The 24771-nt window shown below is 62.8% G+C and carries 28 protein-coding genes; 9 read left to right on the top strand and 19 right to left on the bottom strand.

All coding sequences use genetic code 11. From position 1 onward, the window contains the following. Positions 1-7: 7 nt before the first annotated feature. Positions 8-946: an HD-GYP domain-containing protein gene (locus tag IP85_RS11550; protein ID WP_054149832.1), complete on the bottom strand. Its 939-nt coding sequence runs from the start codon at positions 944-946 to the stop codon at positions 8-10. 220 nt (positions 947-1166) lie between these two features. Then, the gene (locus IP85_RS11555) at positions 1167-1379 is read right to left on the bottom strand and encodes a hypothetical protein (protein WP_054149833.1); all 213 of its coding nucleotides are present in this window, start codon (positions 1377-1379) and stop codon (positions 1167-1169) included. 388 nt (positions 1380-1767) lie between these two features. Between IP85_RS11555 and IP85_RS11560 the strand changes: the two genes are divergently transcribed. Then, positions 1768-2856 (top strand): DUF2336 domain-containing protein, encoded by a 1089-nt coding sequence (locus IP85_RS11560; RefSeq protein ID WP_054149859.1) that lies wholly within the window; start codon positions 1768-1770, stop codon positions 2854-2856. A gap of 145 nt (positions 2857-3001) precedes the next feature. Here IP85_RS11560 and IP85_RS11565 read toward each other — a convergent pair whose 3' ends face one another. From IP85_RS11565 to IP85_RS11580, 4 genes are all read right to left on the bottom strand, one after another. Continuing rightward, a complete protein-coding gene (locus IP85_RS11565; protein WP_054149834.1) occupies positions 3002-3349 on the bottom strand; it encodes a DUF1491 family protein in 348 nt (115 codons plus the stop codon). A gap of 50 nt (positions 3350-3399) precedes the next feature. After that, positions 3400-3906, bottom strand: coding sequence for a type II toxin-antitoxin system YhaV family toxin (locus IP85_RS11570; protein WP_054149835.1), 507 nt, complete (start codon positions 3904-3906; stop codon positions 3400-3402). Then, a complete protein-coding gene (locus tag IP85_RS11575) occupies positions 3899-4222 on the bottom strand; it encodes a type II toxin-antitoxin system PrlF family antitoxin (RefSeq protein WP_054149836.1) in 324 nt (107 codons plus the stop codon). The genes IP85_RS11570 and IP85_RS11575 overlap by 8 nt, the downstream gene beginning before the upstream one ends. 167 nt (positions 4223-4389) lie before the next feature. Then, positions 4390-5838 carry a methyl-accepting chemotaxis protein gene (locus IP85_RS11580; protein WP_054149860.1) on the bottom strand — a complete coding sequence of 483 codons (1449 nt, stop codon included), beginning with the start codon at positions 5836-5838 and terminating at the stop codon, positions 4390-4392. 203 nt (positions 5839-6041) lie between these two features. Here IP85_RS11580 and IP85_RS11585 point away from each other — a divergent pair, with 203 nt between their 5' ends. Next, positions 6042-7022, top strand: a complete 981-nt coding sequence (locus IP85_RS11585) for a glycosyltransferase (protein ID WP_054149837.1) — start codon at positions 6042-6044, stop codon at positions 7020-7022. 27 nt (positions 7023-7049) lie between these two features. On the opposite strand, the gene IP85_RS11590 is transcribed toward IP85_RS11585, so the two are convergent. Beyond that, positions 7050-8060, bottom strand: a complete 1011-nt coding sequence (locus tag IP85_RS11590; protein WP_054149838.1) for a peptidoglycan-binding protein — start codon at positions 8058-8060, stop codon at positions 7050-7052. Next, positions 8032-9573, bottom strand: coding sequence for a HAMP domain-containing sensor histidine kinase (locus IP85_RS11595; protein WP_245280856.1), 1542 nt, complete (start codon positions 9571-9573; stop codon positions 8032-8034). Before IP85_RS11595 ends, IP85_RS11590 begins: the two co-directional genes overlap by 29 nt. Positions 9574-10031: 458 nt before the next feature. Here IP85_RS11595 and IP85_RS11600 point away from each other — a divergent pair, with 458 nt between their 5' ends. Together IP85_RS11600 and IP85_RS11605 are read left to right on the top strand one after the other, a co-directional pair. Next, positions 10032-10496, top strand: coding sequence for a DUF5330 domain-containing protein (locus IP85_RS11600; protein WP_054149840.1), 465 nt, complete (start codon positions 10032-10034; stop codon positions 10494-10496). Between the two features lie 280 nt (positions 10497-10776). After that, positions 10777-11193 carry a SufE family protein gene (locus IP85_RS11605; protein ID WP_054149841.1) on the top strand — a complete coding sequence of 139 codons (417 nt, stop codon included), beginning with the start codon at positions 10777-10779 and terminating at the stop codon, positions 11191-11193. Between the two features lie 7 nt (positions 11194-11200). On the opposite strand, the gene IP85_RS11610 is transcribed toward IP85_RS11605, so the two are convergent. The 10 genes from IP85_RS11610 to IP85_RS11655 form a co-directional block, all read right to left on the bottom strand. Then, positions 11201-11983, bottom strand: coding sequence for a DUF6456 domain-containing protein (locus tag IP85_RS11610; RefSeq protein WP_054149842.1), 783 nt, complete (start codon positions 11981-11983; stop codon positions 11201-11203). 15 nt (positions 11984-11998) lie between these two features. Next, entirely contained in the window at positions 11999-12427 is a 429-nt protein-coding gene (locus tag IP85_RS11615; protein ID WP_054149843.1) for a helix-turn-helix domain-containing protein, read from the bottom strand. 238 nt (positions 12428-12665) lie between these two features. Next, positions 12666-13094: a MucR family transcriptional regulator gene (locus IP85_RS11620; RefSeq protein WP_054149844.1), complete on the bottom strand. Its 429-nt coding sequence runs from the start codon at positions 13092-13094 to the stop codon at positions 12666-12668. Between the two features lie 406 nt (positions 13095-13500). After that, positions 13501-13830, bottom strand: a complete 330-nt coding sequence (gene mnhG, locus IP85_RS11625) for a monovalent cation/H(+) antiporter subunit G (protein WP_054149845.1) — start codon at positions 13828-13830, stop codon at positions 13501-13503. Beyond that, positions 13827-14222 (bottom strand): cation:proton antiporter, encoded by a 396-nt coding sequence (locus IP85_RS11630; protein ID WP_054149846.1) that lies wholly within the window; start codon positions 14220-14222, stop codon positions 13827-13829. The genes mnhG and IP85_RS11630 overlap by 4 nt, the downstream gene beginning before the upstream one ends. After that, positions 14222-14695: a Na+/H+ antiporter subunit E gene (locus tag IP85_RS11635; protein WP_054149847.1), complete on the bottom strand. Its 474-nt coding sequence runs from the start codon at positions 14693-14695 to the stop codon at positions 14222-14224. The genes IP85_RS11630 and IP85_RS11635 overlap by 1 nt, the downstream gene beginning before the upstream one ends. Beyond that, a complete protein-coding gene (locus IP85_RS11640; protein WP_054149848.1) occupies positions 14692-16272 on the bottom strand; it encodes a Na+/H+ antiporter subunit D in 1581 nt (526 codons plus the stop codon). Before IP85_RS11640 ends, IP85_RS11635 begins: the two co-directional genes overlap by 4 nt. Positions 16273-16292: 20 nt before the next feature. After that, positions 16293-16670 (bottom strand): Na+/H+ antiporter subunit C, encoded by a 378-nt coding sequence (locus IP85_RS11645; RefSeq protein ID WP_054149849.1) that lies wholly within the window; start codon positions 16668-16670, stop codon positions 16293-16295. After that, positions 16670-17089, bottom strand: coding sequence for a Na+/H+ antiporter subunit B (locus tag IP85_RS11650; protein ID WP_054149850.1), 420 nt, complete (start codon positions 17087-17089; stop codon positions 16670-16672). The genes IP85_RS11645 and IP85_RS11650 overlap by 1 nt, the downstream gene beginning before the upstream one ends. Further along, on the bottom strand, positions 17086-19482 hold the full coding sequence (locus IP85_RS11655; RefSeq protein WP_054149861.1) for a putative monovalent cation/H+ antiporter subunit A: 2397 nt from the start codon (positions 19480-19482) through the stop codon (positions 17086-17088). Before IP85_RS11655 ends, IP85_RS11650 begins: the two co-directional genes overlap by 4 nt. A gap of 305 nt (positions 19483-19787) precedes the next feature. Between IP85_RS11655 and msrB the strand changes: the two genes are divergently transcribed. The 3 genes from msrB to IP85_RS11670 all read left to right on the top strand — a co-directional run bounded on the left by msrB (position 19788) and on the right by IP85_RS11670 (position 20997). Then, the gene (gene msrB, locus IP85_RS11660; protein ID WP_054149851.1) at positions 19788-20201 is read left to right on the top strand and encodes a peptide-methionine (R)-S-oxide reductase MsrB; all 414 of its coding nucleotides are present in this window, start codon (positions 19788-19790) and stop codon (positions 20199-20201) included. A 104-nt stretch (positions 20202-20305) separates the two neighbouring features. After that, positions 20306-20455, top strand: coding sequence for a hypothetical protein (locus tag IP85_RS22190; RefSeq protein ID WP_156322857.1), 150 nt, complete (start codon positions 20306-20308; stop codon positions 20453-20455). A gap of 146 nt (positions 20456-20601) precedes the next feature. Next, the gene (locus tag IP85_RS11670) at positions 20602-20997 is read left to right on the top strand and encodes a hypothetical protein (protein WP_054149853.1); all 396 of its coding nucleotides are present in this window, start codon (positions 20602-20604) and stop codon (positions 20995-20997) included. Between the two features lie 137 nt (positions 20998-21134). Here the strand turns inward: IP85_RS11670 and IP85_RS11675 are convergent, their stop codons facing one another. Next, positions 21135-21707: a nucleoside 2-deoxyribosyltransferase gene (locus IP85_RS11675; RefSeq protein ID WP_054149854.1), complete on the bottom strand. Its 573-nt coding sequence runs from the start codon at positions 21705-21707 to the stop codon at positions 21135-21137. Between the two features lie 230 nt (positions 21708-21937). On the opposite strand from IP85_RS11675, the gene IP85_RS11680 reads away from it, so the two are divergent. Beyond that, positions 21938-22663 (top strand): TylF/MycF/NovP-related O-methyltransferase, encoded by a 726-nt coding sequence (locus tag IP85_RS11680; protein ID WP_197278009.1) that lies wholly within the window; start codon positions 21938-21940, stop codon positions 22661-22663. Between the two features lie 95 nt (positions 22664-22758). After that, complete coding sequence (gene recQ / locus IP85_RS11685; RefSeq protein ID WP_054149856.1) at positions 22759-24615, top strand: DNA helicase RecQ; 1857 nt, start codon at positions 22759-22761, stop codon at positions 24613-24615. Positions 24616-24771 lie beyond the last annotated feature (156 nt).

Consider the following 24771-nt stretch of genomic DNA (forward strand, 5'->3'; position numbering starts at 1 on the left):
ACAAGTCTTAGCCGATCGGCCCGTCGCTGAGCACGCTGCCCAAACGGATGACCATCTTGCGATCGAAATGATGGGGACGGGCAAACATCCAGTCGAGCGCCTGTGATGTCGACCAGGGACGCTTGTAGGGACGCACGGATGTCAGGGCCTCGAAGACATCGCAGACCGCGCTCAGTTGAACGGGCAGGCTCAAGTCCTTCTGCTTCAGACCGAGCGGATAGCCGGAGCCATCGAGAACCTCATGATGCAGGCGGCAGACGTCGAGAACAACTTGCGGGATCTCCGGATAGGACTTCAGAAGCTGGTAACCCGCCTCCGGGTGGCTGCGGATGACCACGCGCTCGCGGTCCGTCAGATTGCCGGGCTTGTTGAGGATTTCGTTCGGGATCAGCAGCTTGCCGATATCGTGCATCATGCCGGCGACACCGAGGATGCGCACCGTTTCATCGTCCATCTGCAATGAGCGTCCGAGAAGCGTCATCAAACCGCTGACGGCGAGCGAGTGGACATAGGTGGTCTCGTCCTTGCTCTTGAGGCGGGTCACCTCCAGAGCGATCGCGGTGCTGTCGGACCAGAGTTCGCCATTGTCATCTGCGGCGCGTGACAGCTCGGACATGTCGAGGGAGCGGCCGGACACGATATCGCCGAGGCTGGAGCGCAGCATCTTTGCACATTGGCTGACCGTTCCGCGCACGGCTTCCCTGCGGGCGCGATCGCCTGTTGCGGATTTGGCCGCTGCAGGGGCGACAGCGGGTTTGCGTCCGTCCAGATCAACACCAAGGCTCAGATTGATCGATACGTTGGTCGCGGAGGAGGCGAGGATCGCGGCGATGTCCTTGTCCGTTTTCAGGACGAAGCGGCGTCTTGGGAATTCCTGGCTGGGGCACGCGACGCTTTCAATGAACATTCCCTTGCGAATGCGATCCTTGGCAATCTTCATCAGCATGGGCCGTCGACCTGGCTCCGCAATAGGCGCCCGTACCGAGGGGCAGCGGTTGATCGCGGCGTCCTGCCACGACTTCTTATTTTATCTTATCCTACTTAAACGATTTACAACCGATGAATCGCTGGAATCGGATTGACGACTTGGCCTGGATCGCGGAACAGCGAACAGCCGCAGAAGGCCGGACGATGACCGGCAACGGCGAATGATGAGACGATGTTGCTCAGCAAGGCCGGCGGTCGGGTCCGAAAAAAGGTCCCTTTGGTGACGGTAGAGCCGGCAAGGTCGGCAATTCCACCCGTGGCCAGATGGCGTTGGGATCCAGCCGCTCGTAGCGGATGCCCGTGAAGAAGAGGATCTCCGCCTTATGCTCACGCGTGCCTGCCGAACGGCGCGAGGGGTTCAGCCGGTCCGAAATCCTGATGATATCCGCCATGCTCGTCTCCTTTCGAGAAGAAAGATCGAGAGGGTCGAGAGGGTCATCTCGCCCTGCCCTCCATTTACGAGGGCCGGCACAATCCGGTTCATGCTGCGGAAAGTCTCACACAAACCAGGGTCATCTGCGCCTTTCTCCGACGCGTTCCCCCTGTCGCGGTTCACCCCACGAAACGGGGTACGCATATGCCTAATATCAGAAACATGCGGCGAATCTTCTGACTTGACCATCCGCCTGTCCACAAGAAGCCATAGGTTAGTTAACAGCTTGCTAACAAATTCGTTCTAATCTCGCACACATCTGTATTGCGTTGGAGTGGGTAGTCGTGAGCGAACAGTTCAGGGAGCTTGAAAGGCCAGCCGGCGCGCGGAACAAGGATGTCGTTCTGATGGCCACGGTCACGAGTTTCCAGGCGCTCTCCTTTCCCGGCAAGTCGGAACTCCGACAATTTGCCGAGCTGTTTCAGCCACTGTTTGCCGGATCCTCTGCCGAAGCGCGTCGGGAAGCTGTCGCGGCCCTGTCACAGAGCCCGAACCTGCCGCTCTCGGTCGCCGCCTTCATCGCCTCTCAGCCGATTTCGGTCGCCGCCCCCTTTCTCGCCTCCTCTCCGGCACTCTCCGACGACATGCTGATCATGATCGCGCGCACGCAAGGCGCCGACCATGCCCGCGCCATCGTCAAGCGCGAGCGGCTGTCGCCGACGGTCATCGACGCGCTGGTGTCGCTGCGCCATGCCCTGCCGCCGCGGCCGGAAAAGGTGAAGGCAGATGAGCAGACGCCGGAAATGCAGCCTCTGCAGGCGGCCAAGATGCCGGCTTCGAGCTTCGACACCGTGATGGCAGATCTCGAGATGCGCGACCTGCCGGGCGCCGCATCAGACGCTGTGGCCGAGCCTGCAGCAGAGAGCCGCGAAGAGGCGCTGCGCCAGACGATCAAGCGCATGGCCGCTCAGCAGCGGCCGCCCCGCAGCGATCGGCTCGGCCGACGCCAGGCGACGCTGGTGCAGACCGCCCTGCTCGTCCGCTTTGCCCGCACCCATGACGGTGGCTTCTTTGCCACGACGCTCGCCGACATGCTGACCTCGAGCCGCTGGCTTGCCGAGCGCATCCTGCTCGACATTTCCGGGCGTCAGCTCGCAACGACGCTTGCCGGCGTTGCCATTGAGGATCGCGAGGCGATCTTCATCCTGGAGCACATCTACCCGCATCTCGCGCGTCGCGAGAATGGTGCAAGCCGGGCGGAGAGCATCCTGTTCGGCATTGACCCGGACCAGGCCGAAGCCCGGATCGACAGCTGGATCCGTGCCGACCGCTATACCTTTGCCGGCGACGAGATGCAGGCCGAGGTGCGTGACGGCGTTGAGCATCCGGCGGCACCGAGCAGTATCCCGCTCGTCGCGGCCAACCAGGCCGCCCCCAAGCGTCAGCCCGTGGGCGACGAGCATGGGCGGCAGGTGCTTAGGGCGCGCAAGCGGTAGACCCAGGACATAGGCGGTAGGCAGTAGGCAGCAGTCGTGCCTGTTGTGGGTTTTCGCAGCCGCCGTAGCCAGTGGTCACCCCACCCCGGCGCTTTGCGCCGACCCTCCCCTCAAGGGGAGGGTGAAGTGGCGCTTTGTTGGCCGCTCAATCCTTCGTATCCGCCAGTGTCAGGTATGTACCGAGATCCTCCACCTCGATCTCGACCAGCCAGAGGTCACTGTCGAACTTCTGTTCACGCGCGATCAGAGCCTCCACGGTCTCGGGTTCGGCACGAACGAGGCGGGGCTCGAACACGCGGTCGTCGCGTGTCTCGTCATCGATCATGGCCTGAGGGGCTGGGCCATACAGTGTCTCCAGACCATCGCGGAAGCGCTGGCGCACGAAGACCGCTCCCGAGGCCTCCGAGCCCTTGGCGACAACAGCGGCATAACCGCCGTCGGAGAAGACGCGACGGGTGAGTGCGGAGACGAAGATGTCGGAGCGAATGCGCATGGGCAAGGGTTTAGGGGATTGCGCGGGCGGCGTCGAGGGTTGGAAGGGGCTCAGGATTCGTTGACCGGCCTTATCAATTGCGCAAAGCGAGCGGCTGCCCCTTTGGCCTCTTTCAGGACCGCATCGAAATCGTCTGGCGGATGCCCATTGTCGAGCATGCCCTTGAAGACCGAATAGGCATCGGATCGACTGCCGTAGGCGCGAAGTGTATCTTCATCGTTGACCCAGACGAAAACGATGATCTTTCGGCTGCTGTCGAAGCGAAAGAACAGCCTGTATTGCTGGAAGAACTTTGCCCGGAACCAGTGTTTGCCGTGACTGCCCAGCGTGTCACCCTGACGGAATTGCGGGGCGCCCGGATCGGCCGGGATATCGGTCGTCACGAGCTTGAGGATGGCGGCCAGCCGTTTCGAGGCATTCTTCCGACGCCAAGTCTCCGGGTCACGGCGCTTGCGCACTTCGACTTCGTCCGTGAGGGTCATCAACTGATCGAGAAAGAGCGGGTGAGCATAGATGGCCCAGCCGTTGGCGGCGAAGGGCGCGCGGACTTCACTCATCTTCGGGCGACAGAGGCGCGTCGAGATCGACGGCGATATCTCCGACCAGCGCTCCGATCCGCTGCACCAGCGCTCCCTCCATCGGCTTCAGCCGTTCGGGATGATCCATCACATCTCGTTCCAGAAGATCCAGGAATGAGCCGAGGGCCGGATCGCGCTCCTCAGCCATGGCTTCGATATACACCCGACCGCTCGCATCGGTACGATAACGGATCTGGTCGCCCTTACGAAGCTGCAACTGCTTGCGCACTCCCGTCGGCACCGTCGTCTGGTACCGGTCGGTGAGCTTCGAAATCTCGTCGGGTCGCATAGTCATCGCCAGCCTCGCAGGAAACAAGGCTCAAAGTAATGCATCTGCATTGCCTGCGCAAGACAATGAAAAGGCGATCCGACTGAGAAGACCGATACGCTGCATCTACTTGGGTTTCCCTGGCCCAGGCACACGCCGATCTTGATCAATCGTTGCCAACTGCAATCGGACGATTACACCTTCACCGCCAGCCGCAGCCCACCCCAATGCCTTCCGGCGACGAAGATCGGGGCGGAGATGTCCTTCATCAGGACGAAATTGCCGCCGCCCATGTCGCGACGATAGGTCTGGACGAGGAAGGGGGCGGTGGAGCGGCCGGCGGCGAGGCCGACGCGGTCATTGAAGATGCGGCGGTTGCGGCAGTTGGCGGTGTTCCACACCGTGTCGCCCGGGCGCTGTGGCGCCGAGAACTTCTTGTTGTGGGTCGGCAGGTAGCCGTTTTCGTCGACGGCGGCACAGAAGCCGATACGGTCCGACGAGGCGGCAACCGGCTCGATGATTCCGGGCAGGACCTGGTCGGTGAAATCGGTGAAACCGGTCATCATCTGCACAGGATCAGTTCCCGGGATCGGACGATAATTGCGATCGAAAAGGTCGGCCGTACGGATCCGGCCGCTGTCGACGCCCTGCTGGAAGGCGTGGGAAATGCGGGCGGCAACATCGACGGCGGTGTCGATCCAGTCACTGTCGGCCGTGCGGATGCCGGCACTTGCGGTCAGCTGGATCAGCGTTTCCGAGAGAGCCACCACCTTGTCCACACGGCCTGCGGTCTGCTGCAGGTGATGGTCGGACTGGCGGACTTCGGCGGACATGTCGCTCAAGGTCGCGACGAATTCCGAGCACTGGCGATCGACCCGGTCGGTCGTCTGGGCCATCGCAGAGGAGCCGTCGAGAATGCGGGTGATGACCTGCTCCATGGCGGAGAAGGAGTGGTTCATCGCCTGGGAGGTCTCGCGCACGTCGCGGGCGCTGGCGGTCGCACCACGGCCGGCATCGTTCAGGCGGACGATCTTCTGGCGGATCTGGTTCAGGGTTTCCTGGATGGCACCGGTCGCCTGGGACGTCTGCAGCGCGAGCGCGCGGACTTCGGCTGCAACTACGGCAAAACCCTTGCCGGCTTCGCCCGCACGGGCAGCTTCGATCGCGGCATTCAGCGCCAGGAGATTGGTCTGCCGGGCGATCGTGCCGATCTCTTCGGCGACCTTGTCGACCTCGGCGAGCGACTGGGAGAAGCTGCCGATCTCTGTGCCGATTTCCTCTGATGTCTCGACCATGTGGTCGATCTTGTCGATGGCGCCGGTCAGGCGGGTCGCGCTGTCGGTCAGCATCCGGCGGGCTTCGCCCGCAGTCTGATCCGTTTCGCGCAGGGAGCTTGCGACATCGCGATTGGTTTCGGCGATCGACAGCGCTGTTCGGGTAATGCCGTCGAAGGTCACCGCATGGCGTTTGGAAATGCCGGCCACGTCCTGGATCGCTCCAGCGATATCAACGAGATCGACGCCGAGCGTCGAGGCCTCTTCGGCCAGGCGCTGGACTATGCCGCGCAAGGTGGCAGCATCGATTTCCGGTGGACGCGGGGTCTCCGCCACATCCTGCTGGTCATCATCGTAGCGCGCGTTCATCGCTGCAGTCATGGATCATCCTCCTCCAATCGACGGATGCTAACATCTGTATGATTAATGAGGCCTTTCTTTAGGCACCACGAGAACTCACCTAGACTAAAGTTTCAGGGAGCGCTGGTCGAAAGCCATCCGCACATGGCGTTGGAGAATTGTCGGACACCGATCCGGCATGCTAAATCACAGAAACGTGAACCAGGGCTGCCATGCACATTGTCCTCGCCACTCATACCCGCATTCCCGCGCTGCGTTACGGCGGGACGGAACGCATCATCGCCTGGCTTGGCCGCGCGCTTGCGGAAAAGGGTCATGTGATCGGGCTCCTGGGGCCGGCGGGCTCGACCTGGCACTATGGGCCACTCACCGTCATCGAGCCCGCTCGGCCGCTCGAGGCGCAGATCCCGCGTGAGGCGGATGTCTTTCACAGCCATATCGGGCTCGATCCGGATTTCGACGGCAAGGCCTGTCAGACGATCCATGGCAATGCGGCCGGTGCCCGGCTGCACCGCAACTCGATCTTCGTCTCTGCCGACCATGCCGCGCGCCATGGCGGCACGGCCTTCGTGCATAACGGGCTCGATCCGCGCGTCTATCCCGAGCCGGACCTTGGCCATGGCGGTAAGTCCCTCGCCTTTCTCGCCAAGGCGGCCTGGAAGGTGAAGAATGTGCGAGGCGCGATCCGGGTCGCCCGCAAGGCCGGGCGGCGGCTTGATGTGCTCGGAGGGTATCGCCTGAACCTGAGAATGGGGCTGCGCCTGACGCTCGATCCCAATGCTCGTTTCCACGGCATGGTCGATGATGCGGGCAAGGCTGACGTTCTCGGGCGATCTGCTGGCCTGCTCTTCCCGGTGCGCTGGCACGAACCTTTCGGGCTTGCGGTGATCGAGGCGATGTATTTCGGCCTGCCCGTCTTTGCCACGCCTTACGGTTCCCTGCCGGAACTGGTACCGCAGCATGTGGGTTGCCTGTCGGACAAGGGCGACGTGCTGGCGGAGGCAATACGGGATATCGGGCGGTTCGACCGCGCGGCGATCCATCAGCATTTCCAGGAGAACTTCACGGCGGAGCGCATGACCGCGCGCTATCTGTCTCTCTACGAACGCATCGAGGCGGGGGAGAGCCTGCATTCGACAAGCTTCACGGCGCCAGCCGCGCCACATCAGGGCTTGCTGCCGTGGACGGACTAAAGCCGCCGTCGCTTCAGGGGCACATGATCACAAGGCACCGATGGCCTTGAGCTTCTTCAGGACCGCCGCGCTCGGCTCGCCGGTTTCCGGCAGCTGGTAGTGGCGCTCGAAGCGTCGGATGGCGGCACGGGTGTCTTCGCCGGGCACGCCATCGATGCGGATGTTCTTGTAGGCCATGTTGGAGAGGCCACGCTGGATTTCCATGACGAGGCCCGGATCGAAGTTCGCTTGCTGGACCGGCGGCGGGGCCGTCGGTTCGACGGTTTTCGGTGGAACCGGCTGGGTGGCTGTCACCGGACGCCGCGGCGCGGTGACAACCTGGGTTTCAGCGCTGCGGATCGCGGCGGCAACCGGGTCTTCGCCTGGCGCATCTACATCCATCACCGGGCGCTGCGCCGGAACGGCGGCGGTGATGCCGCGATCAAGCGTCAGCGCCGCCAGGAGTTCCGGCGTCACGAGGCCGTTGGCCTCCATGCCGACGGTTTTCTGGAAGATGGCAATCGCGGTCTCGGTGCGCGGCCCGATGACACCGTCGGCATCGCCATCATAGAGGCCGCGGCGCAGGAGTTCACTCTGGACCTGGCGAATGAGACCCGCCGTTTCCGCGGCATTGGCGGGAAGGCTGGCGGGCACGGGAGAGACTGATGTCGCGGTTTGAGCCGGTGCGGTCGCCGGGCGGGCATTGGTCGTATCCGAGGGCGCCGCCTCGCTGCCCGGCTTTTCGCGTTCGATGCGGAAGGTGGTTACGTTTTCTGCGTCCTGCTCGCTCAACAGCGGGCTACGCGGCGTGCCGGCGAGTACGCTAAAATCGGCAGCATCGCGGGTGCGCAGGAATGGCGAGGGATGCTGGCCAGGCTGGTACCAGAGGGCATTGGCGGCGATCGTTCCGAAGACCAGCGTAAAGCAGAAGGCGCCACCCACGGCGCGCGGATGACGTCCGGCAAGCCGCGCAAGGGCGCCAGCGCCCGTCGAGAGAACCAGGAGGACCTTTGAGCCCGCCTTCTTCTTCTCAGGCGATTTTCGCTTTCGCTTCGTCATGCCCCGGTGCTTTCCCACCCCTTGTCAGATCACTCCCCGCTTCGGCAAGGCGCGGCGGGAATTCGACCATGTTCGTTTCACGGGCAGCCCTGGCGCCCGAACCGTCCGCCGGCAGCGTCACCATGACCACGGTGCCCTCGCCTGCTCGGCTTTCGATCCTGAACGTGCCGCCATGGAGAGCCGTCAATCCCTTTACCAGCGAAAGGCCAAGGCCGGAACCCTCGTAGTTGCGATTGAGATCGTTCTGCACTTGTGTAAACGGGCGACCGATCAGCGCCATCTTGTCCGGCGAGATGCCGATACCGGTATCGCTGATGCTGATCGTGACTTCGTTACCCTGTCTTGTGGCATCGATGTTCACGGCGCCACCGGCATCGGTGAACTTGATGGCATTGCCGACGAGGTTGATGACGATCTGGCGCAGTGCCCGGCCATCGGCCGAGATCTCGCCGAGGCCCTTGGGCAGACGGCTGCTCAGCTTGACGCCCTTGGTCTGGGCCTGCAGCGAAAGCATGCGTTCGCATTCGGTCAGCGACTGCGCGAGATCGACATCCTCGAGCATCAGTTCGTAGCGGCCGGCCTCGATCTTCGACATGTCGAGCATGGTGTTGACGACAGAGAGCAGGTGCGCGCCGGACTGGCGGATCAGCTGGACGTATTCGCGCTGGCGGTCGTTTTCGAGCTTGCCGAAATATTCACCGGCCAGGATATCGGAAAAGCCGAGGATGGCGTTGAGCGGTGTGCGCATCTCATGGCTGACGGCAGCGAGGAAGCGGCTCTTGATCTCGTGGGCGGCGCTTGCCTCTTCTTCCTTGCGGGCCACCTCGTCGCGCATCAGCATCTCGCCTTCGATATCGAGCATCTGGGCGCGGACACCGGCAAGCGTGCCATCGTCGGACCGGACGGCGGTCATGTCGAGACGGACATTGAGGAACTGTGCCTGATCGAGGCCGATCACCGGGCGATCGAGCCTGAGATCGGTTACTACGACATCGGCACCGAGGCGCAGCTCGTCGAGCGCCTGGACGAAGGCCAGACGGTCGGAGACATGCACCTGTTCGACAAAGGCACGCGACAGCGGCTCGCGCAGGAAAGACAGGAACATCTGGCGGTCACGACCACCGGCCGCGCGGACGATGCCGGTCGCGTCGAGTGTCAGGAACAGGCCGGGGCAGTATTCATAAGGGTCGGCCGTGGTGGTGGCGATCGCCGTCTCGGCCTCGTCCTGCTCGCTTCCGAGGCGAAGGCCCGAGACCAGCGCCAGGGCTGCGAGCAGATAAAGAGCGGTGACGAGGGCAAAACCGATCGGCAGGCCGGTCGCAACGCCAAAGACCAGAGTGAGGATGGCGGGCACGGCGACGACCGCGGGCAGAACAGCAAGGGTTAGGCGGCGCAAGGCGACGATCTCGGCCCGGTCGACCGGACGGCCGACAGCATGACGCACCAGAAGGCGGGCCAGGAGCCCGTCCATCTTTACCGTCAGTGCAGCCGACATTTTACGCAATACAACCACGCCAGAAATCCGCGACCGGTTCATCTGATTTATGGGTCTGAGGATAGGCCGACGCGCTTAAGGAATAGATAAGGCAGAGCCCCGGACGGGCCCCGGCCTAGCCGTTCTGACCCGAAACAGGACAGCCGAACGAGGCTTTCCAAATCATGGTTAACGGGGCGTAAGCACTGAAATCATTCAAGTTTTCTGATGACCGTTAAGATTTGTGTCTGCGTCACCAGGCCAAAAGCGGTGGATTGCGGGGCCAGCGCCACATTTATGCTTAACGGTGACCGCTAAAGTTTTGCCTAAGCGTCCCGAAATGGGGAGATCACTCAAATTTTAGTCGAATTCGCATCAAAACCGACCGTCTTTCGCAAATCGATTTTGGCGAATCAAACCTAGGGTGGAATTCACGAGTACGGGGAGAAACCCGGACCGTTCCGGCAAAGACCGGCAACAGGGATTTGGTGAAGACCATGTGGTTTCTGATCAAGGGAACTTTCTATTGTACCGCGACGCTTGTCGCACTGTCCTTCCTCGCGGCCCCGCCTGCAGAGGAAAAGGATGGCGCCAGCTTCGACATGGGTGCCGCCATCACCGCCGCAAGCGGTGCCTATGAGTATGTCACCTCGCTCTGCGTCGAGAAGCCCGAGGTTTGCGAAAAGGGTGCCCAGACTTTCCAGGCGCTCGGTCAGCGTGCCCGCGAAGGGGCGCTCGTCGCCTACCAGCTGCTCGACCAGCAGTTTACCGATGAGGGCACGGCAGTTGTGGCCGACGAGATCCTGACGCCGAAGAGTGGCGCAGTCGAGATCATCAGGCCTCACGTCGAGAGCCCGCAGCTCGTCAGTGCTGAAACCGAAGCGCCCGTTATCACCGGCACGGTGACACCGACGGAACGGCCGAAGCATCTGCCGAAACCCTACCAGCCGCCGAAGCCCTGAGGGCTTGAGGCGCATGACCGACGCTCACGCGGTCATCTGACGAAATCCGGGGCGGACAGCCGCCCCCTCCCCGCCTTGCAGCCGGTTCTGCCATAGACCGGATGCCTGTCTGCCTGTCCCTGACTGAATTCGGCATTTGCCGGGCCGCGTGGCGCAAGCTGCGCGGCTTTTTTCTTTTCCAGACCCCACGCCTGAAGCATCGACAGCTTTCATTGCCGCAGCCAGTTCAAAAGCCTGTCGGTCTCAACTATATGGGTCCGACGTAACAAGCGGGTGCAGCATGGCTAACTTGAACGAGATGATCGACGACTTCGGCTTCCTGGATGATTGGGAGGACCGGATGCGCTATGTCATCGAGCTCGGCAAGGCACTGCCGGATCTGCCCGACAGCGAGAAGTCCGCCGAGAACAAGGTGCAGGGCTGCGCGAGCCAGGTCTGGCTCTCGGTGTCCTCAAGCGACGGCGCCGATCCCGAAATGACCTTCCGTGGCGACAGCGACGCCTTCATCGTGCGCGGTCTCGTCGCGATCGTGCTTGCCGCCTATTCCGGCAAGAAGGCGTCCGACGTGGTCAGCTTCGATGCGCTCGACCTCTTCAAGCAGCTCGGCCTTCTCGAACACCTGACGGCGCAGCGCGCCAACGGTTTGCGCTCGATGATCCAGCGGATCCGCGAAGAGGCGGCGCGCCGGCTGGTGTGACTGTCCCTCAGCCGATCTCCGGCCGAAAGCCCTCGTCGCCCCAGTGGAGAGCGCGGGGCCGGACGGATGGCGGGGCGTAGTGGCGGGCGAGCGATAGCAAGGCGGTGCGCAGCATCAGCTTGGCGGAACGGGCCGGCCATTGGCGCTCGTGTTCGACCGTTTCCAGGCCCTTGCCGAAGCAGCAGACATCGAGCGCCACGCCTGAAAGCTCCGGCCCCATGGCCTGCACGGCACGATTGACGCGGGTGCGGGCCGAGAGCGTCGCATCGGCAAAGTCGGTTGCCGGCGGCGGTGCGCCCTTGTTGCGGGTCGCGAGCCGCGGCTGCCAGCTGGCGGTGATGCGCGGCTGCAGGCCGGCAAAGTCGAAATCGGCTGCCAGCCGCTCGCCGGCGGCAACGGCCTCCTCCGACAGAAACGGACGACCGTCCTTCTCCTTAAGGCGCAGCAGGGGAAAAAGGGGCGATTCCTGCAGGTTGCGGCGCACGGACTGGCGGCCCTGCGGCAGATCGAGCGTACCGACCTCGACCGTGCGGTGCTGAGCGGCATGGGCCTCGTCGGGCAGGTCGCAGAGATCGCGGCGAAGCCAGGCAGCTGTCTCGGCGGTGGGAGCAAGGCCGTCCTGGGTGCGGAGAAGCAAGCCGTCGGCCAACAGGCGGGCGAGGAGCGCGGGCGAAGCGTCGGCCGGCGACGCGGCGATCCGATCGGCATTGACGGGCGGAGGCTGTTCCAGAGGGCCGGCCAAAGCCCGTCGGAGGATCTGGCGGATCTGCTTTCGTTCGCTGCGGGTCATGATCTGCCCTCTCCTTCAGATGCGCTTGCCGGCGATGAGATGGACGGCGCTTGCCATGCGCTCGACGATCGCGACAAAGGTGTCGTAAGCGCGGTCGTCGCGGCGGTCTTCGACCATGCGGCAGGCATGTCCAACGGTGGTGCGATCGCGGCCAAAGGCCTGGGCGACCTCTCCCATGGGCATCGAATAGGCGACGTGGCAGACATACATCGCCACCTGGCGGACATGGCTCGTGGCCCGGCGGCCAGGCTCCTGATCATGTTCGAGGCCTGTGGCGCGCAGCAATTCCTCGGTCAATTGCCGGACAATCATGCAGAGCAGCCGTCGCTCGGGCGTCAGGGGACGCTCGGAGAAATCATCCGCCTCGGCTGCGGGCTGCCATTCAACCGATGGTGCGGCGGGAAGGATCGCGGGTGGCGGGCTGATGGGGTCGTCGGGGGTCATGGCGCGCTCCAAGAAAGGATTTTATTCCTATCAAAGCTAGCAGAGCCTGAGAGAATGTGAACCCCATGATTTTAGGGGCATCGCTGTGATCCCTCAAATCATCGAAAGGTGACTGCCGCCGCGGCGAGCATGGCAGCCGACAATTGGAAGAGGATCTTTTTCCTATCCGCCAATGCAAAAAAAGGCCGGTCGCGGGACCGGCCTGATCTTCCTCGCGTCGCGAGAAACCAAAGAAGGCTTACTTGGCGCGCTTGCGGCGCTGGCCGAGGCCCATTTCCTTTGCGAGACGCGAGCGCGCTTCGGCATAGGCCGGGGCAACCATCGGGTAGTCGGCCGGCAGGCCCCACTTCTCGCGGTACTCTTCCGGGGTCATGTTGTAGTGGGTCATCAGGTGTCGCTTCAGCGACTTGAACTTCTGGCCGTCTTCGAGGCAGATCAGATAATCATCCTCGATCGACTTGCGGATCGGAACAGGCGGCTTCGGCTTTTCGACGACCACGGGGGCTGGAACCGGCGAAGCGGTGTTGTTCAGGGCCATATGCACATCGGCAATCAGGTTGGTCAGGTCGCTGACCTGGACGACGTGGTTGCTGACATAGGCAGAGACGATGTCAGCGGTCAGTTCGACCAGCAACTGCTGGCTTGGGCCCTGCTGGGTTTCAGTCATTCAATTCTCCTGTTCAGATCCCGAAGGGGCCGCCGCCCCTGCAGACAATAGTTTACATGTCTTCCCGATCCGGCCGGACAGGGAAGGCGAAAGACACCCCCATGAAGATCACCAATTTGCCGGGTCGGCCCCAAACCGTCCGGCATTTTGCTACGCAGAATTCAGCCAAGATCACGTGTTAGACTTGCCAATAGCTGGCAGTTCACTTCGCCTACATACCACGAACGCAACAGACCAGCGCTCTCAAAAGTGAATTAACACCCCTGCCGCAAATGTCCACCTGATATTTCTACTAGATTTGACGGGTATAAATCTTTTCTATTTGCCGATCAGGCATTTTGCACTGGGCAGGATAGCTAGGATTTCAATAGAGACGCTCACTCAACCAGAAATATCAGCCGTTTCATCATGACATCATATCGTCATGTACCGATGCGGATGACAGCTTATAGCCAACCTTGTGGGCCGCACGGGCAAGAAGATGAGCGGAAATCGGGGCCGTCAGGACGAAAAAGATGATGCCGGCCAGGGCACGGCCGAAGGTCGCGACATCGGCCGCATGCAGGCCAACGGCGAGCAGCAGCAGGCCGGACCCGACCGTGCCGGCCTTGGAGGCCGCATGCATCCGCGTATAGAGATCCGGCAGGCGATTGAGGCCGATTGCGGCGATCAGGGAGAAGAGCGCGCCGCCGATGGTCAGAACGGCAATGGCGATGGCTGCGAGAAGCGACATCATTTTCCCTCCTTGCCGAGAGATCCGGCCGGTTTGCTTGCCTTGACGTTCTTTGCCGCCTTTGTCTTTGCCGGTTTCGACCGACCGAGACCAGCCTCAACCCGCTCCCCTTCCCCGACGCAGCCGCGCGCCAGGATGAAGCGGGCAAAGGCGACCGTTGCCAGGAAGCCGACAAGGCCGAGCGCAATCGCGATGTCGATATAGAGCGTATAGCCGGTTCTGAGCGCAATGACGGCGATGAAGCCGATGACGATGCCGACCAGCATGTCGAGGGCGATGACGCGGTCCGGCAGGGTCGGACCGACGACGACGCGGTAGACGGTCATCAACAGGGCAATCACGAGGATGACGATGGCGACGACGGATGCGAATTCGACGATGAGTTCAGGGGTCATCAGGCAAATGCCTCCATGATCTTCTTCTCGAAGCCCTCGGCGATGTCACGGCGGGCGGCCTCGACGTCGGAGCAGTCAATCGCGTGGATGTAAAGGGTTGTGCGGTCATCGGACACGTCGACCGAGAGCGTGCCCGGGGTCAGCGTGATGAGATTGGCGAGAAGCGAGATCTCCCAATCGCTCTTGACCGTCAGCGGAAAGGCGAAGATCCCGGGCTTCAGATCCATTTTCGGCTGTAGCACGAGCGTCGCGACACGCCAGGCGGACTTGGCCAGCTCGACGAGAAAGAGCAGGACCAGAGCCAGCACGCGGCGGAAGCGGCTCGTGTAGTCGCGACCGACGAAACGCTCGCGCAACAGGTAGAGCGTCAAGAGCGAGATGACGAAGCCGAAGATCAGATTGGGGACCGTGAAGCTGCCGGAGACGGTGGCCCAGATCACCGCCATCAGCATGCTAAGTGCATAAAGGCTCATCGGGCACCTCCTTCAGGGAAGACGGAGCGGATATAGGCGGTGGGATCCGAAAGACCGGCGGCGGCCTGCTGCGTGACGACGATCAAGCTGTCCGGGAAGAGGCCGAACCAGACCACGAAACCGGTCAGGATGACAATCGGCGTGAAACGCCAGCGTAGCGCACCCGTCGAGGCCGGGACAGCCGTAGGCTGCTCGCGGCCTGCGGCAGCGACCGGGCGCCAGAAGGAGAAGAGGAATACGCGGCCAAAGGCGATCGTCGTCAGGAAGCCGGAGACAAGGACCGATGCGGCCAGCCACCATGCACCAATGTCGATGGAGGCCTTGACGAGCAGCGCCTTTGGCCAGAAGCCGGAGAAGGGCGGAAGACCGCTTGCGGCGAAGAACAGCGCGAGCGAAATCGCGGCGAAGGCAGGTGCGGCCGTCCAGAGGCCTGCCACACGATCGAGACGGAAGCTGCCGCCGATGCGGCCGATCTCACCGGCGACCAGATAGAGCGCCGTCATCAGAAGGATGGAGTGCAGCGCATAGAAGATCGCAGCACCCACCGCCATGTCGCCGCCGATCGCGACGCCCGCCATCATGTTGCCGATACCGGCAATGACGACGAAGCCGAGGAAGCGGCGGATATCGTTCTGGGCGAGTGCGCCGATCGCGCCGAAGATCATGGTGAGTGCTGCGACGATCGCGATGACGAGGCTCAGCGCCTCACGTTCGACGGGGAAGAGCATGACCACGACGCGGAACAGCGCGTAGACACCGACCTTGGTAAGCAGGCCGGCAAACAGCGCCGACACGACGACACGCGGCGTGTGATAGGAGGCCGGCAGCCAGAAATTCACCGGGAAGGCCGCAGCCTTCATCGAGAAGGCCAGAATGAAGAGCGCCGTCAGCGTCATCAGCGGCGCGGTCTCGGCATATTGCGGTACCTTCATGGCGATGTCGGCCATGTTGAGCGTGCCGAAGATGGCGTAGAGATAGCCGACAGCGATCAGGAACAGCGTCGTCGCCATCAAGTTGAGGACAGCATATTTCAGCGCGCCATCGATCTGCTCCCGCTCGGACCCGAGGATCAAGAGACCGAAGGAGGAGATCAGCAGCACTTCGAACCAGACATAGAGGTTGAAGATGTCGCCGGTCAGGAAGGCACCGCAGACGCCGGCCATCAGCAGCATCAAAAGCGGGTAGAAGCCATAGCGGCGACCGCTGTTGTTGATCTCGACATGGGCGTAGAGCGCGCCGCAGAAGGCGACGATGGCGGCGGACAGCGCCAGCAATGCTCCGGAAAGATCGACTGTGATGGCAATGCCGAAGGGTGGCAGCCAGCGGCCCATCATCATGTTCAGAGGGCCGTCGGCCATGACCTTGGCGAGCAGCAGCCCGTTGTTGAGGACGAGCAGCGCCAGTCCCGTCAGTGCCACCGGCGGATGCCAGTGGGTGCGGTGGCGGATCATCATCAGGATCGCGCCGAAGGCAATGCAGAGCGCCATCGGCGTAACCGCGAGCCAGTCGGCAGCCGTCATCGGCTCCATGACATAGGCGGCGGCGTAGTCGGCAGGGGTCGTTGTGGGGGCAGCCATGTGGTCCTCGTGTCTCCCGCTCAGTAGCCGCTCGGCGGCAGCGGCTCGTCCATCGGCTCGGCGACACGCATTTCACCCGTGTCGTCGGTGCCAAGGTCCTGATAGGCGCGATAGCTCAGCACCAGCAGGAAGCAGAAGAAGGAGAAGGAAATGACGATCGCCGTCAGGATGAGAGCCTGCGGCAGCGGATTGGCGGTGCCAGCCGGCAGCACGTCAACGCCGCCCGGAATGATCGGCGGAATCGACGGGGTCAGTCGACCGGCGGTGAAGAGCAGCATGTTGACGGCATTGCCGAGCAATACGATGCCCAGCAGGATGCGGACGATCTTTTTCGACAGCATCAGGTATACGGCGGCGGCAAAGAAAATACCGACGACGAGCGAGAAGATGACTTCCATCAGCCGTCATCCCTTTCTTCGAGTGCAAGCGCGATCGAGGCGAAGGTGCCGACGACCACGAGATAGACGCCAATGTCGAAGGAAATCACCGTCGCCAGCGGCACTTCGACACCGAAGAGACTCGGATAGACCCAGATACCGGTCATGAAGGGGTAACCGAGCGGCGCGGAGATGAAGCCGGACAGGGTCGAGACCAGCAGGCCAAAGCCGGCGATCGACATCGGATGGAAAACCATGGCGCGGCGCACGGCCTGGACGCCGAAGGCGATGCCGTACATGGCAAAGGCCGCAGCGCCGATCAGCCCGCCGATAAAGCCACCACCGGGCTCGTTATGGCCGCGCAGCAGAACGAAGATCGAAAAGACCAGCATCAGCGCGGTGAGAAAGGGTGCGAAGGTTCGGAAGATCAGGGTGTTCATGAGCGCTTGCCACCTTTCGTCTTGCTCGGACGGGCCACCGCGGCGGAGGGGGTCGTCGGGGTCACGGCCGCAACTGCCGGAGCGCCACCCACCCGGATGCGGATCAAGGCCAGGATCGACAGGCCGGTGATCATCACGACAGCGATCTCACCCAGGGTATCAACACCGCGGTAATCGACGATGATGACGTTCACGACATTGGCGCCGTGGGCGATGATCTTGGAGTGCTCGCCAAAGAAGGCGGACAGCGAACCATCAAAGGGACCCGAAGTCGAGGCCACCAGCATCAGGCCGAAGCCGAGACCGCAGGCGATGGCCAGCGAACCATCGAACAGGCGCGCCGCCATCGGGCGATGGTCGGCGAGCGACAGCCTGAGGCGGGTCATGACCAGCGCCAGAATGATGACCGACAGGGTCTCGACCATGAACTGGGTGAAGGAGAGGTCCGGCGCGCCATACAGCAGGAAGATGACGGCGATGGCAAAGCCCTGGATGCCAAGGCAGACGATGGCGGTCAGGCGATCCTTGGCCGTGAGCACGGCAATGACGCCGATGACCGCGATCACCAGGATCGCCATTTCATGCAGATCGATTTCCGACGGTAGTGGAATCGCAGTCGGAAGTTCGCCGAACATCACCGGCGTCGCCAGAAGCACGACCGCAACGAAGATGAAGGAGAGAGTGACATAGGTTTCAAGCCGGCCGTTCTGGACGAAGCGCGTAACGCTGGTCGAGAAACGCACGAGGCCGGAGATGAAATGGTCGAAGCCGCGGTCGGGGCTGATGCCGAGGCCGATGACGAGACGATCGACGGCGGCCCTCAGGCGCTCGAGGCCGAGATAGAGCACGAGGCCGATCAGCACCGTCAGCACGGACAGCGCGAGGGCGGCCCCCAGCGAGGGGATCAGGCCGATGGTCACGGTCTGGATTTCACCATCGACGGCGCTAGCCATGGGCGACGAAATGAAGCGATGGGCAAGACCGGAGAAGAGCGCGCCGCCGAGCGACAGGAGGGCGAGCGTCAGCGGGCCGATCCACAGGAGCACGGGGCCCTCATGGGCATGTTTCGGGGTCTTGACTTCCTTGCCAATGAAGGGCTTGAGCCCGACGGCAAAGGCGATGACGAACATCAGCGCATTGCCGATGACGGCCACGGCCGTGAAGAGGATGGCGCGCGGCTCGGCGCCGGCGAGAGCATAATAGATCTCTTCTTTGGCGAGGAAGCCGAAGAGCGGCGGCAGGCCGGCCATGGAAACGCCGGAGAGAATGGCGGCGGCGAAGGTGATCGGCATCAGCTTGCCGAGGCCACCCAGTTTCGTGATGTCACGCGTGCCGGCCTCGTGATCGATCGCGCCCGCGACCATGAAGAGCGCGCCCTTGAACAGCGAATGGGCGACGAGATAGAGCACCGCCGCCTCGACCGCATGCTCGGTGTCGAAGCCGGTCAGCATGACGAGCAGGCCGAGCGAGGCGACCGTCGTGTAGGCAAGCATCAGCTTCAGATCCGTCTGGCGGACGGCGAGCACCGAGCCGACGATCAGGGTGATGCCCCCGAAGAAGGGCAGCAGGATTTCCCATGCGGGCGTTTCGCCCATGACCGGGTTCAAGCGCATCAGGAGATAGACGCCGGCCTTCACCATGGTGGCCGAATGCAGATAGGCGGAGACCGGGGTCGGCGCCTCCATGGCGTTGGGCAGCCAGAAATGGAAGGGGAACTGGGCCGACTTGGTGAAGGCGCCGCCGAGCACGAGCAACAGGGCTGCAAGATAGAAGGGACTTTCACGCAGCGCGTCACCAGTCGAGAGCAGCAACGACAGCTGGCTGACGCCGGTGATGTTCCAGATGAAGATCATGCCGGCCAAGAGGATCAGGCCGCCGCCGCCGGTGACGACCAGCGCCTGCAAGGCCGCACGGCGCGAGGCTTCACGCGTGTGGTCGAAGCCGATCAGCAGAAAGGAGGTGATCGAGGTCAGCTCCCAGAAGACGAAGAGCATCAGGAAGCTGTCGGAGACGACGAGGCCCAGCATGGCGCCCATGAAGAGCAGAATGAAGCCGATGAACCGGCCCTGCTGCGGATGGCCCTTCATGTAGCCGCCGGCATAGAGCACGATCAGCGTGCCGATGCCGGTGATCAGCAGCGCGAAGGTGAGCGACAGTCCGTCGATGAACCAGGAGAAGGAGAGGTTCAGGCTCGGCACCCAGGCATAACCGCCAGTCACCCGCTCGCCGTTGGCGATCTCGGTCAGGAAGCCGGCGAAATGGGCAAAGGCGAGCGCCGGCGCCAGCGCCAGGACCCAGGCGCCGTTTGCACCGAGACGGGAGACGATCCACGGCGCCAGAACGGCGGCGGCAAACGGCAACAGCATGGCGACCCAGGTCATGTCGCTCGTCATCTCAGGCATTCCATCTCCCCGTGGGCAACGATCAGCGCTCGATCATCAGTCGATACAAGGTGGCACGTGTTAGGACAAGCCAACCTTTGTCTCAAGCGAAAACGGAACCTTGTCCCTTCACGGACGCGTCAACCCACGATTCTGTGAGTTCCCGGTGAGGGGGTTCAGTTTCTCGTGAAAGAAACGGGAGGTGCGAACGACCAAAGCTCAGTGACAGACAATTGCCGCCTTGCCTCTGGCTCCCTATCTATCATGCAACACCCGCGAGGCTTTGCCCTGCCCCGCGCCTGGCCAAGGAGATCATCATGACCGCTTCCACAACTGCCCCGAAGATCGTCAAGTCGGATGCCGAATGGCGCGACCAGCTGACGCCGGAGCAATACCGGATCCTGCGCGAGCACGGCACCGAGCGCGCCTTTACCGGGCCATATTGGGACAATTTCGACAAGGGCCTTTATCGCTGTGCGGCCTGCGACGAACCGCTCTTCGTCTCCGACACCAAGTTCGACGCCGGTTGCGGCTGGCCGAGCTATTTCGAGCCGGTGAAGGCGGATGCCGTGACCGAGCATCGCGACACCGCCTTCGGCATGGTGCGCACGGAAATCCGCTGCGCCAATTGCGGCGGGCATCTGGGACACGTCTTTCCCGACGGCCCGAAGCCGACGGGCTTGCGCTACTGCATCAACGGCCATTCCATGGTGTTCACGCCGATCGAGTGATGGGCAAGCCGGCGCCGGAAGACGCGCCTGGCCGAACGGCCGGGCGGCTTCCAGTCCGGCAGGGCAGCTTTCGCGCGGCAGAAAATAGCCCGAGCGAGACCTGCTTGAAGACAAAGATCATCCTCTTTATCGGCGTCGCTGCCGTCGCCCTGGTCATCGGCTTTACGGCCGTCAGGTTCGCCGGAGGCGAAGCTCAGGCGACGTCATCGCTGCCGCACAAGCACTGCCCCGTGATCGGTTGCGCCTTGCCGTGAACGGCGGCCGACATGCGGCATGAAGTGCATTGCTGCCGTTCTTGGCTGTGGAAAGCCTCATCTTAAAGCTCAAGTTGCAATCTTTGCATTTGACCGGCAAACGCGATGATGGAACCCCATTCAGGTCAACAACCTGGGGGTATACCATGCATACCAAACTCGCGACCGTTCTCGGCCTCGCCGCCGTGCTCTCATCCTGCGCCAGCAAACCGCAGGACATCGAAGCGGCCTATGTCTCGCCGACACTCTATGAAAGCCTCTCCTGCGACCGGCTGCGGGAAGAAGCGACCGCCGTTTCGGCCCGTGCCATTGCGGCAAGCGGCGCGCAGCAGAAGAAGGCCGACAATGATGCGGTCGCCGTCGGGGTCGGCCTCGTTCTCTTCTGGCCGGCGCTGTTCTTCGCCAAGGGCGACGGCGCGTCGGCTGCGGAAGTCGCGCGGTTGAAGGGCGAGATGAAGGCGATCGAGGCTGCCTCGATCAAGAACAATTGCGGCATCCGCTTCGAGGACCCGACTGCGAAGCCGGCGGCCAAGAAAGCCTGACGCGGGCAACCACCCTCCCCGCTGCGGGGAGGGTCGGCCCTGCGGCGCGGTAGATTGCACCGAAGATCATCCGCTCGCTCTCATCAACCCTTGGGCGTTTTGAGGCCATCAGAACGGCAGGGTAGCCGAGCGCTGTCTCAGACCCTTGCCGCCAGCGCCTTCAGACACTGCTCGAAGGCAGTCAGATCGGTGAAGAGCTTTTCGGGTTCGGCCGCATGCACGGCCACTGGGCCGCCGCGGCGCTCAACGCCGCCATGCAGCATCAGGTTCTCGATCATGTCGAAGTCTTCAAGCGAGTGGCCGTCCGGCCCGCGCATTCGGCCTTCGGCGTCACGGCTGAGCTTGCCCTCATACCAGGCGAGTGTGCGCTGGTAATGGGTTTCGGCGACATTGGTGTAGCAGGCGACGATCTTGCCGGCGCCACACATGTAGCCAAGTTCGAAGACCGTGCCCGGATCAGCGGCAATGCCGCGAAAGGGGGTCAGGTTGGCGATCACGCCATCCGCCCGGTTCATGAAGCTCTCGTCGATCTCCGAAATGTTGAGCCCGAACTGACGTTTGGTCGGGGCCGGCGGGATGGCGAGGTCGCCGGGGCAGATCGGCTCGAAGCCATAGGCACGCGTCATCGCGGCCTTTTCATCGAGCACGGCGCGGGCATCCGGCAGGAAGACTTCCGGGCCGGCGAGGTAGAGTTTCAAGGGAGAGGACATCAGGGAATGGCAATCTTCTGGTCGTTGCGGAAATGGGTCGAAGGGAACATGGAGGCCCACGTCCTGCAAGGGCCTTTCGGCGCTGTGCACAGGCCTGGGCGATCCGCAGAGGCGCGACTCGGCCGGGGCTGAGACGCGGCCCGCCCGCCTGCGGCAGATCAGGCTCGGGCAAGACACTGCGGGTACTGCTGATCAAGCTAAAACTCCGGCGCCAAAGGGCACTCACGACCATGGAAGCGATTACAATAGGCAGCCCGCAATTCGTCCAATATATCGCAATGATCGTCAATGAGATGACCGGCAAGAAGCCGGGCGGCTCTTTCAATCTGGAATCCATCGCGAACCTCACCGCCGCAATTTCCTCTTCGCAGTATCTGTTCACGCGGATGACCGGTGCCAAGCGCCTGAACACGCCGACCGAGGTGCTGGATTATGCGCTGTCCTGTGCCACCGTTCCGGGGCTCTGTCTCGAATTCGGCGTCTTCTCGGGAAGGTCCATCAACCAGACTGCCCTGCAGCGGCCGGGTACCGTTTACGGCTTCGACAGCTTCGAAGGGCTGCCGGAGGGCTGGCGTGAGGGTTATGAAAAGGGCGCGTTTGCCCGCACCGACCTGCCGGCAGTGGAGCCGAATGTCGAGCTCGTCATCGGCTGGTTCGACCGCACGCTGCCGACCTTCCTCGACTCGCATCCGGGGCCGCTCTCCTTCCTGCATGTCGACTGCGATCTCTACTCGTCGACGCAGACCGTCTTCACGCAGCTGCGCGAGCGCATCGTGCCCGGCACGATCATCCTGTTCGACGAATACTTCAACTATCCCGGCTGGGAGCTGCATGAATTCAAGGCGTTCCAGGAATTCGCGGTGAGCACCGGTCTGCAATACGAATACATCGCACTGAACCTCAACCACCAGCAGGTGGCTGTGCGGGTCAACGGCTGCTTCAACCGCTGGGTTTAAACGGCGTTTCACCACGTTCATTGTAAGGGCGCCTTCTGGGCGCCCTTCTGCTTTGCTGTGGCCATCCCCTGCCCTCTCGGCTAAACCCTCTGATCATGCCGACTCACTCCCTTACCGATCCGCTCTTTTCCGCCCAGGCAGAGGAAGGCCCGCTTTCCGTTCTGAAGCGCGTCTATGGCTATTCCGCTTTCCGCGGGCGCCAGGCCGAAGTGGTCAGCCAGGTAGTGTCCGGCGGCGATGCCGTGGTGCTGTTTCCGACGGGGGCTGGCAAATCGCTCTGTTTTCAGGTGCCTGCACTCTGCCGGCAGGGTGTCGGCGTTGTCGTTTCGCCGCTGATTGCCCTGATGCGCGATCAGGTGGAGGCCTTGAAAGGCCTCGGCGTCAAGGCGGCGGCTCTCAACTCGACGCTGAGCCGCGAGGAGTATATCGAGATCCGCCGGGCGCTCGATCGCGGTGAGCTCGACTTTCTCTATGTGACACCGGAGCGGACCGCGACCCCAGGCTTCATCGAGATGATGCAAGGCGTGGAAATCGCGCTCTTTGCCATCGACGAGGCCCATTGCGTTTCGCAATGGGGGCATGATTTCCGGCCTGAATATCGCGAACTGGGCAAGCTTGCAGATCTCTTTCCAGGCGTGCCGCGACTGGCTTTGACGGCGACTGCCGATCCGCATACGCGCGAAGACATCATTGCCCGGCTGCGGCTAGAAGAGGCAGAAGTCTTTACCACCTCCTTCGATAGGCCGAACATCGCCTATGAGATCGTCGAGCGTGATCAGCCGCGCCAGCAGCTGCTCCGGTTTCTCTCGCGCCACAAGGGATCGAGCGGCATCGTCTATTGCCTCTCCCGCGCCAAGGTCGAGGAGACTGCCAGCTGGCTCGACGACCAGGGGATCCGGGCGCTTCCCTACCACGCCGGCATGGACCGGGCGATCCGGGATGCCAATCAGGATGCCTTCCTGAAAGAGGAAGACCTATGCCTGGTTGCCACGGTTGCGTTTGGGATGGGCATCGACAAGCCGAATGTGCGTTACGTCGCGCATCTGGATCTGCCGGGTTCGGTCGAGGCCTATTATCAGGAGACGGGGCGCGCGGGGCGTGACGGTCTGCCCTCCGAGGTGTGGATGGCCTATGGCATGGCCGATGTCATCCAGCGCGGGCGGATGATCGATGAGGGCGGGGCGGCCGACGACATCAAGCGGGTGGAACGGGCCAAGCTCAATGCGCTCTTGGCCATCTGCGAAACGCCCGGCTGCCGGCGCCAGGCGATCCTCAAGCATTTCGGCGAGAGCCACGCCGGCGGCTGCGGCAATTGCGATACCTGCCTGAAACCTGTCGAGACCTGGGACGGCTCCGAGGCGGCGATCAAGGCGCTGGCCGCCATCTACCGGACAGGCGAGCGCTTCGGCACCGGGCATCTGATCGACGTGCTCATGGGCAACGAAAACGACAAGACGATGCGTTTCGGCCATACGGACATGCCGGTCTTCGGCGCGGGCAAGGATCTATCCGCGAAGACCTGGCAATCGGTCTATCGCCAGCTGCTTGCCGCCGGATACATTCGCGTCGATCACACGGCCTTTGGTGCACTGACGCTCGAGGAAAGCGCACGCGCGGTCTTCAAGCGCGAGGTCGATGTGCGCTTCCGCAAGGACCGGCCGACCACGGGCAAGGCAGCGCGTGGCCAGTCCTCGCGCACGGCGCAGGCCAAGGCGGGGCTCGACCAGGCGGATCAGGAACTGTTCGAGGCCCTGCGCGCCAAGCGCATGGAGCTTGCAAAAGAACAAGGCGTGCCGCCTTACGTCATCTTCCCCGACACGACGCTGGTTGCGCTTGCCACCGAACGGCCGATGGACGAGGATGAGATGCTGTCGATTTCCGGCATCGGGCAATCGAAGCTGGAGCGTTACGGCGATGCGTTTCTTGAGGTGATCACGGCCTATTCGCGGTGAGTGCGTCAGTCTCCCCTTGAGGGGAATTGACCGCGACGATGGAGTACCCCCTCCTCTCCCCTCGGGGAGAGGGAAGCCGAGCGTAGCGGAGGCAGGGTGAGGGGGCGGACCGGCAAAGCGTTTTCCACATGGCGTTGCGCAATGCGCCCCCCCCCC

The organism is Rhizobium sp. AAP116 (genome assembly GCF_001295785.1).
Classification (GTDB): Bacteria; Pseudomonadota; Alphaproteobacteria; order Rhizobiales; family Rhizobiaceae; genus Allorhizobium.

Excerpts from the sequence above, each read along its gene's own strand:
- IP85_RS11550 (WP_054149832.1), bottom strand. The coding sequence starts at position 946 with ATGCTGATGAAGATTGCCAAGGATCGCATTCGCAAGGGAATGTTCATT.
- IP85_RS11555 (WP_054149833.1), bottom strand. The coding sequence starts at position 1,379 with ATGGCGGATATCATCAGGATTTCGGACCGGCTGAACCCCTCGCGCCGT.
- IP85_RS11560 (WP_054149859.1), top strand. The coding sequence starts at position 1,768 with ATGGCCACGGTCACGAGTTTCCAGGCGCTCTCCTTTCCCGGCAAGTCG.
- IP85_RS11565 (WP_054149834.1), bottom strand. The coding sequence starts at position 3,349 with ATGCGCATTCGCTCCGACATCTTCGTCTCCGCACTCACCCGTCGCGTC.
- IP85_RS11570 (WP_054149835.1), bottom strand. The coding sequence starts at position 3,906 with ATGAGTGAAGTCCGCGCGCCCTTCGCCGCCAACGGCTGGGCCATCTAT.
- IP85_RS11575 (WP_054149836.1), bottom strand. The coding sequence starts at position 4,222 with ATGACTATGCGACCCGACGAGATTTCGAAGCTCACCGACCGGTACCAG.
- IP85_RS11580 (WP_054149860.1), bottom strand. The coding sequence starts at position 5,838 with ATGAACGCGCGCTACGATGATGACCAGCAGGATGTGGCGGAGACCCCG.
- IP85_RS11585 (WP_054149837.1), top strand. The coding sequence starts at position 6,042 with ATGCACATTGTCCTCGCCACTCATACCCGCATTCCCGCGCTGCGTTAC.
- IP85_RS11590 (WP_054149838.1), bottom strand. The coding sequence starts at position 8,060 with ATGACGAAGCGAAAGCGAAAATCGCCTGAGAAGAAGAAGGCGGGCTCA.
- IP85_RS11600 (WP_054149840.1), top strand. The coding sequence starts at position 10,032 with ATGTGGTTTCTGATCAAGGGAACTTTCTATTGTACCGCGACGCTTGTC.
- IP85_RS11605 (WP_054149841.1), top strand. The coding sequence starts at position 10,777 with ATGGCTAACTTGAACGAGATGATCGACGACTTCGGCTTCCTGGATGAT.
- IP85_RS11610 (WP_054149842.1), bottom strand. The coding sequence starts at position 11,983 with ATGACCCGCAGCGAACGAAAGCAGATCCGCCAGATCCTCCGACGGGCT.
- IP85_RS11615 (WP_054149843.1), bottom strand. The coding sequence starts at position 12,427 with ATGACCCCCGACGACCCCATCAGCCCGCCACCCGCGATCCTTCCCGCC.
- IP85_RS11620 (WP_054149844.1), bottom strand. The coding sequence starts at position 13,094 with ATGACTGAAACCCAGCAGGGCCCAAGCCAGCAGTTGCTGGTCGAACTG.
- mnhG (WP_054149845.1), bottom strand. The coding sequence starts at position 13,830 with ATGATGTCGCTTCTCGCAGCCATCGCCATTGCCGTTCTGACCATCGGC.
- IP85_RS11630 (WP_054149846.1), bottom strand. The coding sequence starts at position 14,222 with ATGACCCCTGAACTCATCGTCGAATTCGCATCCGTCGTCGCCATCGTC.
- IP85_RS11635 (WP_054149847.1), bottom strand. The coding sequence starts at position 14,695 with ATGAGCCTTTATGCACTTAGCATGCTGATGGCGGTGATCTGGGCCACC.
- IP85_RS11640 (WP_054149848.1), bottom strand. The coding sequence starts at position 16,272 with ATGGCTGCCCCCACAACGACCCCTGCCGACTACGCCGCCGCCTATGTC.
- IP85_RS11645 (WP_054149849.1), bottom strand. The coding sequence starts at position 16,670 with ATGGAAGTCATCTTCTCGCTCGTCGTCGGTATTTTCTTTGCCGCCGCC.
- IP85_RS11650 (WP_054149850.1), bottom strand. The coding sequence starts at position 17,089 with ATGAACACCCTGATCTTCCGAACCTTCGCACCCTTTCTCACCGCGCTG.
- IP85_RS11655 (WP_054149861.1), bottom strand. The coding sequence starts at position 19,482 with ATGACGAGCGACATGACCTGGGTCGCCATGCTGTTGCCGTTTGCCGCC.
- msrB (WP_054149851.1), top strand. The coding sequence starts at position 19,788 with ATGACCGCTTCCACAACTGCCCCGAAGATCGTCAAGTCGGATGCCGAA.
- IP85_RS11670 (WP_054149853.1), top strand. The coding sequence starts at position 20,602 with ATGCATACCAAACTCGCGACCGTTCTCGGCCTCGCCGCCGTGCTCTCA.
- IP85_RS11675 (WP_054149854.1), bottom strand. The coding sequence starts at position 21,707 with ATGTCCTCTCCCTTGAAACTCTACCTCGCCGGCCCGGAAGTCTTCCTG.
- IP85_RS11680 (WP_197278009.1), top strand. The coding sequence starts at position 21,938 with ATGGAAGCGATTACAATAGGCAGCCCGCAATTCGTCCAATATATCGCA.
- recQ (WP_054149856.1), top strand. The coding sequence starts at position 22,759 with ATGCCGACTCACTCCCTTACCGATCCGCTCTTTTCCGCCCAGGCAGAG.